This is a genomic window from Bacteroidota bacterium (assembly GCA_030706565.1).
Taxonomy (GTDB): domain Bacteria; phylum Bacteroidota; class Bacteroidia; order Bacteroidales; family JAUZOH01; genus JAUZOH01.
In genome coordinates this window covers 1-13,211 of the sequence record JAUZOH010000077.1, presented here as the reverse complement: position 1 = coordinate 13,211, position 13,211 = coordinate 1, and the positions used below count along the sequence as shown (strand labels likewise).

Genomic DNA, 13,211 nt, shown 5'->3' with positions numbered 1-13,211 from the left:
TTTCTCTTCAATTTACTTTTTACGGATAATTGTCAGTCCATCCCTCAAAGGGAAAATAACCTTTTCCACCCTTTTGTCATTCAGCACCATTTCATTGAATTCCAGTATCCCTCGGGTCGAACCGTCGGGCCGATTAGCTTCGGTAACAACTTTCCCGCTCCACAAAACATTATCAGCCAGGATAAAACCTCCTGGACGAACCTTATCAAAAACCAGATTATAGTAAGCCGGATATTCATTTTTTTCACCGTCAATGAAAACCAGGTCAAATGAATAATTCAGCTGGGGAATTAGGGATAAGGCATCTCCTAAATGTAACTTAATTTTATCTGCCAAACCGGCTTTTACGAACCAGGAAGTGGTAAAATCCTCCAGTTCATCATTGATTTCAATAGTGTGCATAATCCCTTCGCCGGTGAGCCCTTTAGCCAGACAAATAGTAGAATAACCTGTAAATGTGCCGATTTCAAGAATAGTTGACGGACGAATCATTTTGCTGATCATCTCCAGGATTTTCCCCTGAAGATGGCCGGCCACCATCCGGGGGTTCACATATTTCAAATGCGTCTGCCTGCTTAATTCACACAGAAGCTGATCTTCCTCATCTGAATGGGAAAGGAAATATTTTTCAAGTGCCGGATCCATATTCATTTAAAAACCAGAAGGTTTCACTCTTTTAATATTAATATCCGTAGTCCCCTTCACAATTAAAGGAACTTTCTCAACATAAGCACTGCTTGTATCCAAACCGAAAGCCTTAATATCGGGTATACCTATGCGCCGGATATAAGCATACAACCCCATTACAAATTGCTCTAAAGGCGAAAATTCATAATCCACGGTTTGAATACGGTCTATCATAATAAATTTAAAATCGCCCATGATCAAATGCTTACGCAAAGAGGGATAACGGCTCAACATATCCATCTCGTGATGATGCACCAGGTCTTCAACCACTTGTTTAAAATAAAGGTTAATCTTGGTATCCACCTTAAACCCTATACGGAACTCAATGCGTATCAATACATCCGGAATAAGTGTTTCAATGGAATACTCCAGGGTCCTGGGTTCATCCAAAATATCCACATGTAGAAACCAATAAGTATCTGCCCTTTTGGGTTGTTTATTGATGATGGAATAGATGATTTTTGACTCAATATCCGTACTGGAATCAGCCCTGGTCAGATAAATAAGGTTGGTTGCATATTTGGGAATGGTGGTATCGGTCTTAAGATCCTTCAAAATTTCGGCATAATCCTGAATTTTAACAAATTGAGTGAAACGCTTTTTAATGTTACGCCCTTTGTACCAAACATACATGCAGGTACAGATAATCCCGGCCATCATAAGGGTAAACCAACCTCCATGTGAGAATTTATGAAGGTTTGCAATCAAAAAAGAACCTTCAATAGTCAGATAAATGAGTACAAAAATGGCAATTAAAAAATGAGGGATCTTTTTAAGCTGCAGGAAATAAGACATCAGCATGGTGGTCATCAACATGGTGATGGTGATGGACAAACCGTAAGCTGCTTCCATGTTGGAGGACTCCCTGAAAAACAAAACCACAAATATGCAGGAAACAAAAAGGAACCAGTTAACCAGAGGAATATACATCTGCCCCTTGATGTTAGTCGGATACGTAATCTTTATCTTGGGAAAGAAATTCAACGGAATGGCTTCGCTGAATATGGTGAACGAACCGGTTATCAAGGCCTGGCTGGCAATAATAGCTGCAACTGTAGCAATAATGATTCCTGTATAAAGGAACCAGGAAGGCATAATCACAAAGAAAGGATTTACGTTGGTTCCTACAACCGTTTCCGGATGTTTGATGATAAAAGCACCCTGACCCAGATAGTTCAACACCAGACAAGTTTTAACATATACCCAGGTCACCCTGATGTTGCTCATTCCGCAATGCCCCAGATCCGAATACAAAGCCTCGGCACCCGTAGTACAAAGAAATACGGCACCCAAAAGGACAAAACCATTTGGAAAAGCAGTCAGAAATTTAAAAGCATAATAAGGATTAAGTGAATTGATGATGAATGGATATTTTAAAACCTGAATAATGCCTAACAGGCCAAGCATAAAAAACCAGAGAAACATCATCGGGCCGAAGGATTTGCCAATTGCATTGGTACCAAACTGCTGAATAATAAAAAGGGTTGTGATAATAACCAAGGCAATAGGTATGACGTTGATGCCCGGATCAACCATACGCAAACCTTCAACAGCAGATACCACGGTAATAGAAGGAGTAATAATCCCGTCAGCAATTAAGGCGCTTCCGCCAATAATTGCCAGAACATAAACCCATCTTTTTTTCTTACGGATCAGGGCATACAAAGCAAAAATTCCACCTTCACCCTTATTGTCTGCATTTAAAGTGATCAGAACATACTTGATGGTGGTTTGTAAAGTAAGGGTCCAGAATATACAGGAAATGGCCCCCATGATAAAATCCGGGGAGAATTTCAACATGCCGCTTACAATGGCACGCATCACATACAAGGGTGAAGTACCGATATCACCATACACTATACCCAAGGTTACAATTAACCCACCAACACTCAGTTTTGATATGGTGTTCGCACTTTTGTAATTATCTATCATTATTTAAGCCCAACAGTTAATATTTTGTGAAAAACCTGCAAAGATAATCAATTCCATATTAATTATCTTTTTAAGGAATTTATTTGATTTTTTTGCTCTACCTGAGTTTTTTGCCCAATTTCATTTTTCTCCTGAATATTCTGTGGATGCCAGCCTGCTACCTCCAACATGATAAAAAATCCAACCACATAAGCCAGGGTCACATGCCAGCTTTTCTTTACATAAGTTACAACCGATTTCGCTTCGGGATACATGTTTGAAAGGGCAACGCCGGCCGAAGAACCAAACCAGATCAAAGAACCGCCAAAACCTATGGCATAAGCCAGTAGGCCCCAGTCGTATCCACCCTGGTCAAGGCATAATTTGGTTAAAGGTATATTATCAAAAACGGCTGAAACCAATCCCAGCAGAAACGAAGTCTTCCATGATGCAGCAGGCAAATCTTCAACAGGCATCAAGGAGGCAGCTGTGACCAAAGCCAATAAAAAGATGGTACCTTTAATGGATTTGGACAATTCACTCCATGCTGTTTTACGGTATAAAGCCCCTATCAATATTCCTAACCAAACTCCCAAAGCAGGGAAGCCAATAACCCAATTAAAAACTATGGCTAAAACCAACATGAGCACAACGATTGAAATTCTGCCCCAGTCAACTTCCACACCAGAGGTAGCATCTTTTTGTATGCGTTGAAATCTGTCTTGCTGTATTGAACCGGCCACGCCAAAAATCAAAAATGCAGCAATGGAGCCGATAAACGCGTGAGTAACCCCCAAAGGACTAACCCCGTCAATCCACATCATGGTGGTAGGGGTATTTCCAAGCACACTTCCGGCACCTCCTGCGTTACTGGCGGCCACGATACAAGCCAGGTAACCTACATGTACCTTCCCTTTAAAAACAATAAAAGCTATGGCTCCTCCAATCATAGCCGAAGCAATACTATCAAGAAATGTTGCCAGAAACATAACCAGCAACAATAAGACAAACCCTCCTTTCCAATCATCAGGAAGATAATTCGGCAATATATCCGGCAATTTCGATTCCTCAAAGTGCCGGGCAAGAATGGCAAAACCCAACAACAAACCTAAAAGATTTAACAAAATATGCCACTCTCCGGTTTTTTGCCCGTCTCCCAAAAAATGATGTACAAAGGAAAAATCAGGAACAAATAACAACTTTACCCCTATGATCAGGAATAAACCCAGCAGGGCCACCTGCATGGTTTTTTTCTGAAAAACAGCCACTCCCACCAAAGTTAATCCAAATAGTATAAATTCTAAGCGAATCCCCCCGACACAGGGTACAGAGTTGATACTTCCAGCAAAAACAGAAGAGGGCACAAATAGCAATAATATTAAAACAACATATCTAAATATTTTCATACCCCCTATTTTTTCATGTACCCTATATTTTTTTGCTCTTATTATTTTTTTACCCCTTGATTTCTTATTTATCACTTTGCGAAAATAACTATTTTTGATATTTTAATGTTTTTTCTAAAGAAAAAAGATAGGGGAAATTACAATTTCATTTAAAATTAACTAATTTTATTGCACTTTCTTATATTATGCCGTTAAGAGAAAAAATCCATATAGATTTGTAAAAAAAAATATTAATGTCAAAAGGTCTAGTAATAAAATCAACGGGTAGTTGGATAGAAGTCAAAGATGATGAAACCAAGCAAATTATTCCCTGCAAAATAAAAGGAAAATTCCGAATAAAAGGAATAAAAAATACGAATCCTGTTACAGTAGGCGACAGAGTGGGTTTCGAGTATTCACCCTCAGAAAAGTCAGGAATTATTAATGAAATAGAAGAAAGAAAAAATTACATCATCCGTCGTTCTTCCAACCTGTCGAAACAGGCCCAGATAATTGCCGCCAATATTGATCAGGCCTTGCTAATCGTCACCCTTACCTGTCCCGAAACGAACATCGAGTTCATTGACAGATTCCTGGTTACTGCCGAAGCCTACAATATTCCCGTAAAATTAATTTTCAACAAAATAGACCTTTATTCCGAAGAACTGAAGGAATATCACAAGGCGCTCAAGCTCATCTATGAAAATATTGGCTACCCCTGCTATGAATTATCCGTGACTGAAAATATAAACGTTGATAGGGTCCATGATTTGCTCCTGAATAAAATATCCCTGCTGGCAGGGAATTCGGGTGTAGGAAAAAGCTCGTTAATTAATGCCGTAGATCCTGACCTTCATCTTAAAGTTGCGGAAATTTCAGAGGCCCATCTTTCAGGGAAACATACCACCACCTATTCCGAAATGTTCGAATTGACTGAAGGAGGTTATATTATCGATACCCCTGGAATTAAAGGATTTGGCGTTATTGACCTGAAAAAAGAAGAACTTTATCATTATTTCCCTGAATTTTTTAAACTTTCTGAAGCCTGCCAGTATTACAACTGCACGCATACCCACGAACCAGGCTGTGCTGTGAAAGAAGCCATGGAAAAAGGAATCATCAGCCCAAGCCGCTACAGAAGTTATCTTAGCCTTTTTTTTGAAGAAGAGAATAAATATAGGTTTTAACGTTGCATTTTTAATGACCAAATCATTGATTATGATGACGTACATATACCATTTCCTGCACATTTACTTTGTTTTACACAAACTATTTTAATAAACTGTCGTAAAATGTAGACCGTATAAGACCAATTTGTTTCAATAACCTGTATTCTATGAAAAAGACTGAACATTTTCTTATTTCTGCTTCTATTCTCTTCATAGTTATCGATATAATTATTTCAATAATTGTTATTCATCAACTTAACAAGAATACCATACAATTATCAAACCAGGAAATTGCCACCTTAGGGAACCATATCAACGGGGAACTTGAAGATTTTTCAGACAACTTAAAAAAAGAAGCGCTACCCTTTTCAAAAACGGATCTTGAAGCAAACAGCCTGCCTAAAGCTCAAATTAAAGACCTTGAAATCTTCTATTCCAAATACCAAAACCTGATTTCTTCCCTTTCAATTTTAGACAAGGATAACAATGCTTTTAATATATCAAGAGACAAAAACAAGAATTTTATAGAAGATAACTTCATTTCCAGGGACGGGATAGGAACAGCAACCCGGGATACCTTCTATTTTAACAAGGGGGAATATATTTACACTGTCCCCCTGATGGCCGGGAACAAAATATGTGGGAATCTATCGGTAACCCTATGCCTTGACACCTACTTCAACAACCTGTTCACTGGTTATTATATCAAAAATAAAAAATGGCAATGGGTGATTAATAAAAATGGCCAGTTTATTTCAGGTAACCTGGAAGGTAAAAGTATTGAAATTGAAGGTCTGAAGAAAATACTTCAGGATATTTCCTCCTCGTCAGATATCAAAACAATACGGCATACAATCAGCATAGAAAAAAAAGATTTTCATTGTATTTCTGTATATTACCCGATGAAATGTTTTAAACAAACCATTGGACTAATCTTTTCACAAAAAAATTCATACTTCTCCGGTTTACAATTGCTCTGGTTACTTTTCGGACTTTTGGTTTTCCTATCCTTATCCCTTCTGTTTATATACAAAAAAAGGAACAAACCCTATTTTACCAATGGTCAGCTCCAAAATATACTTGAATCTATTCCTTTTGCCGCCATGCTGCTAGATAGCAGAAAAAAAATAAAGATCATGAACGAAAAGGCAGTAAGACTATTCATGGTCCCAAACCAACAGGCCCTCAGGGGAAAGGATTTATCGGCTGCATTTAAAAATATATCCGAATGCCCGGGATTTGAAAAACGGCTGAATAATCAGGTTTTTTCATTTCTGGATAATGATAAAGAGATTGTGGTGTTGAAAAAAGAAAACATCTTGCCGGTCAACGGCGAAAACCTGTCTCTAAAAATATTTGTCAACCTTACTTCTGTATTGAATTCTTTTTCAGGGGATAAAGTCAACTTTTTAAATACCGACCTCCTCGAAAAGATCAATCACGAAATCAGCGCTAATTCAGATGGAATAGTAGGAATGTCGGACATTTTGCTGAATTCCTCCTTAAATGACGAACAACAGGCAGCCATCCAAGATATCAGAAAATCAGCTTCATTTTTATCGGTTACAGTAAAAGATATACTCAATTTTCTAAACCTGGTGGCAGGCAAAATATCACTTGAAGAAACTTCATATAACTTGCAGGATGTTGTCAGTACTGCAATTACTCAGTTCCAGCCTTTCATCCAGAAAAGGGATCTGAAATTGGACTATGGGATTTCAGAAGATATTCCTGACCGTATTATCGGAGATCCGCTACGCTTAAAGCAAATATTGACCTACCTGATTGACAATGCTATAAAATTTACCACGAAAGGCAGGATTGTAGTACAGGCCAATTTAGCCAAACAAACAGAAAATAACCTGATACTTGAATTTTCCGTTTCGGATAATGGGAAAGGGATGTCTCAGGAACAGGTCGATGCTGTTTTTGGAGCAGGGATAGGCTCTGCAAAAGTTGTCAATAGCCGTATAAAAGACAAGGGAACAGGAATTTATATCGTCAAACGGCTGGTACAAATGATGGGCGGGGAATTGATCGCACAAAGTCCCTCCTCTCCGGATAACCGCCGGGACGAACAAGGTTTATCCGTTACTTTTACCATTTCTGCCTTTGCCGATAATAAATTGGAGAAAAATATTGATCTTTCAGAAATAGAGGACTTTGATGAATTACAAACCCTGGTTGTCAGTAATGATAATAAAAATGAAGACTTACTGCTTGATGCCCTCGATAATCTGGGCGTAGATGTAGAACTTTGTTCAAAACCCGAACAAAGTATTAAAATGATTCTTAACAGTAAAAATTCGAAACTTCCCGCATATCATTTGGTTATCTTATACGATACCGCTTCCTGTGACGGCTTCAAAATTGCAAAAGAACTGCATGATAAAAATATTTCTGAAAAATTAACCCTCTGGATCGTCAGTCTTAATCATAAGGATGGTAATTTTATAAAAAGCAGAAAACTGGGTGTGGATACCTATATTAATAAACCTCTCGATCCATCAGGGATTGAAAAGCTGCTGCTTGCACTTTGCCCCAATGTCAAAATCTCTTATAATTCCAAAGAAATAAAAAAAGGTAAAACAATTAACATTCTTGTTGCTGAAGATAATGTGATCAACCAACAGGTAGCAAAATCCATTTTCAATTCACTGGGATACCCGGTCACCATTGTCAGAAACGGAGATGAACTAATAACCAAATCAAAATCTACTGACTTTGATATCATTTTTATGAATTTGATGATGCCGGGGAAAGATGGTTTTCAGGCTACGAAAGAACTCAGGAAGATGGGGATGAAATCGCCAATTATTGCCATGACTGCTCAGGCTAATCCTGAAGATCAGAAAGCAGCCTTTGCCGCCGGGATAAATGATTTTATCAGCAAACCTGTGAAAAATGAGGTCATTCTGTCATTGATGGATAAATATTTCCCAAAATCATAATTCTCCCTCACAAAAGGGAATGAAATTTAAGGGGCATGATTGCCCATCAACCTCCACCTTTTCAGAAGAGGCTATAATTGACCGGTGAATTGTTATAAAGTTTTAGGACATTCATCCTTTATCATTAATTCAATCGAACTATCTCGGCTGCTTCAAACCCTCTTTATATTTTGGTTCTCCGCCTTTGTGTGCAGAATTGAAGAGAGGAATTCCATTTCTTGGAGAATATCAATGATCATATTTTTAAATCTAAATAGTTTCTATATTCAAAATTATTATTGTCCGATTAAAATTTCAATATAGCTTAAAGATCTTTCGCTACATATCATTACGCTCAAGATGACAATTATTTATAGATACTTGGAGGGATTGGTTTGCGGCAATGCTGCAAACCCACCCCTCCAAATGTAAACAATTATGAACTTTTTATCATTCCGGGCATAGCGAGGAATCTTTTTATTTCTCCCGGACACTGATAATTCAAAATAAAACCTTTTTTGAAAAAAATTGCAAAATTTTTACCTTTACAGAATTTACGCAGATTGTATGGCAACTGCGAAATTTATTTTTCGTCTAACCATTAATTACCTCATATACATTGTCAGAAAATAGCAAACATGCCGATACACCTTTGATGAAGCAATACTACAACGTCAAACGGAAATATCCCGATGCTGTTTTACTTTTCAGAGTAGGCGACTTTTACGAGACCTTTGGCAGCGATGCCGTCAAAGCTTCCGAGATTTTAGGTATTGTCCTTACCCACAAAGCCAACGGCTATGCGCAGTCGGTTGAATTAGCCGGTTTCCCTTATCATGCTCTTGATACCTATCTCCCCAAGCTGGTAAGGGCCGGACAACGGGTAGCCATCTGCGACCAGCTCGAAGATCCAAAGCTGACCAAAACACTTGTAAAGCGTGGTATTACTGAACTGGTCACCCCCGGGGTGGCTTATAATGAAAATATCCTGGAGAATAAGGAAAATAATTTCCTGGCCAGTATTTTTATGGATAAACAAAACACTGGCGTTGCTTTCCTGGATATCTCCACAGGTGAATTCCTCACTGCTGAAGGCAATTTCGAATATGTAGACAAACTGCTGGGCAATTTTGCCCCAAAGGAAGTACTGATTGAGAAAAGCAGGCAAAAGGAATTTGAAAACTATTTCGGGAATAAATATTATGTTACCAAGCTGGATGAGTGGATTTACACCGAAGAGACTGCTACGGAAAAGCTATTGAAACATTTTCAGACCAATTCCCTTAAAGGTTTCGGGGTACAAAACCTGCATAATGGAATTATTGCCTCGGGGGCCATATTGCAATATCTCGACCTCACTGAACACACCCAAACAGGGCATATTTCGAAACTTTCCAGGATTGAGGGAGAACGTTACGTCTGGCTCGATAAATTTACGATACGTAACCTGGAGTTGTTTCACTCCATGAATGAAGGGGCAAAAACATTTATAGATATAATCGACCGGACCATAACGCCCATGGGGTCACGTTTGTTGAAACGATGGGTTTCGCTTCCACTAAAAGATGTGCAGCCCATCAACGACAGGCTCAATGTAGCAGATTACCTGGTAAACCATCCTGAAACCGGCAGTCAGATCAATGGGCAACTCAAGCAAATAGGAGATCTCGAGCGCATCATTTCCAAAGTAGCCGTCAACAGGATTTCTCCCAGAGAGATGGTACAGCTGAAGGTTGCCCTTGGTGCCATTGAACCTCTGAAGTCTATGTGCCTGCAAACCGGCGAAACCACCCTGTGCAGGATTTCAGAACAATTGAATCCCTGCGCCATTATTCGTGAACGGATTGCCAAAGAAATTCAGGCCGATCCACCCAATTTGGTCGTCAAAGGAAATGTGATCGCCTCAGGAGTATCGCAGGAACTGGATGAATTGCGCGAGATTTGTCATTCCGGTAAAGATTACCTGCTCCACCTTCAGGAAAGAGAAATAAAAAAGACCGGAATTGCCTCACTCAAAGTTGCCTACAACAATGTTTTTGGATATTATATTGAGGTACGCAACACATATAAAAACAGGGTACCACAGGGATGGATACGCAAACAGACCCTGGTTAATGCCGAACGATACATCACCGAGGAACTTAAAGAATACGAATCAAAAATTCTGGGCGCCGAAGAAAAGATACTGACTCTTGAACAGAATTTGTTCAACGACCTGGTGATGAGTGTCACCGAATATATCCCGGCTATACAGCTCAATGCTTCGATGATAGCCCGTATCGACTGCCTGCAGTCGTTTGCAACGGTTTCAACAGCCAACCATTACGTTCGTCCCACAGTGAATGATTCGGAAGTAATTGACATCAGGCAGGGCCGCCATCCGGTCATAGAAAAACAACTTCCATTGGGAGAACAATATATTCCCAACGACCTCCTGTTGGACAGCAATGATCAGCAAATTATCATCCTTACCGGTCCCAATATGTCCGGGAAATCGGCGTTGCTAAGGCAAACAGCACTGATCGTATTAATGGCCCAAATAGGCTGTTTTGTACCGGCCGAAGCAGCCACCATTGGTGTGGTAGATAAAATATTCACAAGGGTTGGGGCATCCGATAACCTTTCCATGGGCGAATCCACCTTTATGGTCGAAATGACCGAGGCAGCAAGCATTCTGAACAACATTTCGCCCCGCAGCCTTATACTTCTGGATGAAATTGGCAGGGGAACCAGTACCTACGACGGGATATCCATTGCCTGGGCTATGGTGGAATATATCCATGAACATCCAGGTGCTCAGTCCAAAACCCTTTTTGCCACTCACTATCATGAGTTGAATGAAATGGAGAAATCCTTCCCCCGGGTGAAAAACTACAACATCTCTATTAAAGAATTAAACGATAAGATTATTTTTCTGCGTAAACTGGTCAGGGGAGGCAGCGAACACAGTTTTGGAATTCATGTGGCAAAAATTGCCGGCATGCCTAAGAGTGTGGTCAACCGGGCTAATGAAATACTTGCCCAGCTTGAAAATTCAAATGGCAATAATAAGGCATTGACCAAACCGGTTAAGAAACTGGCATCCAGCAGGGAAGGTTACCAGCTCAGCATATTCCAGCTGGACGATCCTGTACTCAAACAAATCAGGGATGAAATTGTAAAATGTGACATCAATAACCTGACGCCGGTCGAAGCCCTAAATAAATTAAATGACATTAAAAGGTTGATTGGTAAGTAAAAATAAAAAGTACTTAATTTTTTTTGTCATTTTTTTTGTATTTCACAAAATTGTAGTACTTTTGACGCCACAAAACGCGGGAATAGCTCAGTTGGTAGAGCGCAACCTTGCCAAGGTTGAGGTCGCGGGTCCGAGTCCCGTTTCCCGCTCTAAAGTCAGGCTTTGATACAAATTATTGATGGCTTGACTTTTTTGCTATTAGTGCATCAGTACTTTCACATTGAAGATTAAAATTCACCACATATTTGCCCGGGTGGTGGAATTGGTAGACACGCAGGACTTAAAATCCTGTGGCCAGTGATGGCTGTGCGGGTTCAATTCCCGCCCCGGGTACAGAAAGCCTCGAGTAATCGGGGCTTTTTTGGTTTTATAGCCTTCCGCATTACCCCCTTCCTATTATTAATTATTTATTTAAAATTCTAATTTAATTTTTAATTTTAAATCTCACTTCAAACTAAATATCAATAAAATATAAAAAATATCATCCTAAATCAGGGCTGTTTTATTACATTTATAATTTTATTGAATTGAAACTCTAACGGCGTATTTTCGTAAATAGAACTTGAATTTTCTAATTATAACTTTGGGTTAAAACCCAATTAATATAAAAATTTAGATATTATGAAAATAAGGTTGAATCTGCAGAAATGCAAAATGCTAAAAATAAATTTGGCTCTGTTAATCTCAGTTTGCTGCTTGCAGCTTAGTTTTGCACAAACACAAAATGCTCAAAGCAAAAAAGAGGCAGACATAAAAAAGGCAGAAGCTGGCGTTACAGCTGCTAAAGCCAAGTTGACTCAAGCTGAAAAACAGGTAAAAGTTGCCGATTCCTTAATAACGGCAGGCCCTCAAATGGTCAAAGAAAGTAAGGCTACTCTTAAAAAAATAGATGCCGATAGAAAAACAAAAGATAAAGAGTATAAGGCTAAAATTAAGCCGATCAATAAGAGTATGAAATCAAAAGATAAAAATGAAGCTGCTGATGCCAGAAAAGAACTTGCAAAGGTTAATTTACAGTATAGAACGGACATGAAAGACCTTGACAAACAGGAAAGAGATGCCAATAAGAAAATAATGACCGGGGAAAACAACGAAAACAAAGGTAAAATGAGTAAGAAGAATGCTTCCGAATCATTGAAAAGAGCCCAGGCTGCTTATGATGCCGCTGAAGAAAAGTTGGAAAAAGCACAAGGTAACGACGAAAAACCTGCACCTACATCAAAAAAGAAAAAGAAATAAATTTTATCTCGGATAAGAAGAGCCCTCAGATTAAATCGAGGGCTCTTTTTTTGCAAAAAAGTTCTCCTGTTAAATCCAAACTGATTTTATTGTTTCCCCTTATTTAAGAGAGATAGCAAGGATTGGAATTTCCAAATATTTCATATTAATCCTGTCATATTTTTTAACTAATGAATTTCAGACAGGATTTACAGGTTATAAAACAACCTCAAACCATCTCGAACTATTTCAAACCATCTCAAACTCTTCAACCGACCTCAAGCTTTTCAACAAATGATCACTATTTTATAATAGTGACACTTCCAGTAGAAGGTTTACTTCCATTATGAACATCAATCACATAAAAATATGAATCCATCGGAAGAACTTTCCCCTTCCAGGTACCATCCCATTTATCCGGATATCCGGGCCGGGATCTGAATAAAAGTATACCCCAGCGATTATAGATTTCTACGATTGCTTTGGGATAAAGGTCCATGTGATCGATTTCCCAGGTATCATTATATCCATCGCCATTGGGAGTGAAGGTATTGGGAATGGAAAGGCAGTTGCCCTTGATGCTGTTTACAGAAATGGAATCGACGAAGAAGCAATTATGTGCATCTGTAATTTTTACTGTATACAGGCTGTCACCAACCTGGTTAATAGATTC

General features: G+C 39.0%; 8 protein-coding genes and 2 tRNA genes. 6 read left to right on the top strand and 4 right to left on the bottom strand.

Translation table 11 applies throughout. The annotated features are described in order from the left end of the window. Window positions 1-12 precede the first annotated feature (12 nt). The 3 genes from Q8907_06025 to Q8907_06015 form a co-directional block, all read right to left on the bottom strand. Complete coding sequence (locus Q8907_06025; protein ID MDP4273823.1) at window positions 13-645, bottom strand: O-methyltransferase; 633 nt, start codon at window positions 643-645, stop codon at window positions 13-15. A gap of 6 nt (window positions 646-651) precedes the next feature. Then, complete coding sequence (locus Q8907_06020; protein ID MDP4273822.1) at window positions 652-2,619, bottom strand: KUP/HAK/KT family potassium transporter; 1,968 nt, start codon at window positions 2,617-2,619, stop codon at window positions 652-654. A gap of 62 nt (window positions 2,620-2,681) precedes the next feature. Further along, window positions 2,682-4,004: a citrate transporter gene (locus Q8907_06015; protein ID MDP4273821.1), complete on the bottom strand. Its 1,323-nt coding sequence runs from the start codon at window positions 4,002-4,004 to the stop codon at window positions 2,682-2,684. A gap of 233 nt (window positions 4,005-4,237) precedes the next feature. On the opposite strand from Q8907_06015, the gene rsgA reads away from it, so the two are divergent. The 6 genes from rsgA to Q8907_05985 all read left to right on the top strand — a co-directional run bounded on the left by rsgA (window position 4,238) and on the right by Q8907_05985 (window position 12,559). Continuing rightward, window positions 4,238-5,170, top strand: coding sequence for a ribosome small subunit-dependent GTPase A (gene rsgA / locus Q8907_06010; protein ID MDP4273820.1), 933 nt, complete (start codon window positions 4,238-4,240; stop codon window positions 5,168-5,170). A gap of 149 nt (window positions 5,171-5,319) precedes the next feature. Then, window positions 5,320-8,103: a response regulator gene (locus Q8907_06005; GenBank protein ID MDP4273819.1), complete on the top strand. Its 2,784-nt coding sequence runs from the start codon at window positions 5,320-5,322 to the stop codon at window positions 8,101-8,103. Between the two features lie 634 nt (window positions 8,104-8,737). Continuing rightward, window positions 8,738-11,320, top strand: a complete 2,583-nt coding sequence (gene mutS / locus Q8907_06000; GenBank protein MDP4273818.1) for a DNA mismatch repair protein MutS — start codon at window positions 8,738-8,740, stop codon at window positions 11,318-11,320. Window positions 11,321-11,396: 76 nt separating this feature from the next. Beyond that, window positions 11,397-11,469: transfer RNA gene (locus Q8907_05995), tRNA-Gly, on the top strand. A 98-nt stretch (window positions 11,470-11,567) separates the two neighbouring features. Beyond that, a tRNA-Leu gene (locus Q8907_05990) sits at window positions 11,568-11,653 on the top strand. 288 nt (window positions 11,654-11,941) lie between these two features. Then, window positions 11,942-12,559, top strand: a complete 618-nt coding sequence (locus Q8907_05985; GenBank protein ID MDP4273817.1) for a hypothetical protein — start codon at window positions 11,942-11,944, stop codon at window positions 12,557-12,559. 280 nt (window positions 12,560-12,839) lie between these two features. On the opposite strand, the gene Q8907_05980 is transcribed toward Q8907_05985, so the two are convergent. Then, a partial coding sequence (locus Q8907_05980; protein ID MDP4273816.1) for a gliding motility-associated C-terminal domain-containing protein occupies window positions 12,840-13,211 on the bottom strand: 372 nt, incomplete at its 5' end.

What these genes read in the sequence shown, in the direction of transcription:
- Q8907_06025 (MDP4273823.1), bottom strand. Translation starts at nt 645, where the DNA reads ATGGATCCGGCACTTGAAAAATATTTCCTTTCCCATTCAGATGAGGAA.
- Q8907_06020 (MDP4273822.1), bottom strand. Translation starts at nt 2,619, where the DNA reads ATGATAGATAATTACAAAAGTGCGAACACCATATCAAAACTGAGTGTT.
- Q8907_06015 (MDP4273821.1), bottom strand. Translation starts at nt 4,004, where the DNA reads ATGAAAATATTTAGATATGTTGTTTTAATATTATTGCTATTTGTGCCC.
- rsgA (MDP4273820.1), top strand. Translation starts at nt 4,238, where the DNA reads ATGTCAAAAGGTCTAGTAATAAAATCAACGGGTAGTTGGATAGAAGTC.
- Q8907_06005 (MDP4273819.1), top strand. Translation starts at nt 5,320, where the DNA reads ATGAAAAAGACTGAACATTTTCTTATTTCTGCTTCTATTCTCTTCATA.
- mutS (MDP4273818.1), top strand. Translation starts at nt 8,738, where the DNA reads ATGAAGCAATACTACAACGTCAAACGGAAATATCCCGATGCTGTTTTA.
- Q8907_05985 (MDP4273817.1), top strand. Translation starts at nt 11,942, where the DNA reads ATGAAAATAAGGTTGAATCTGCAGAAATGCAAAATGCTAAAAATAAAT.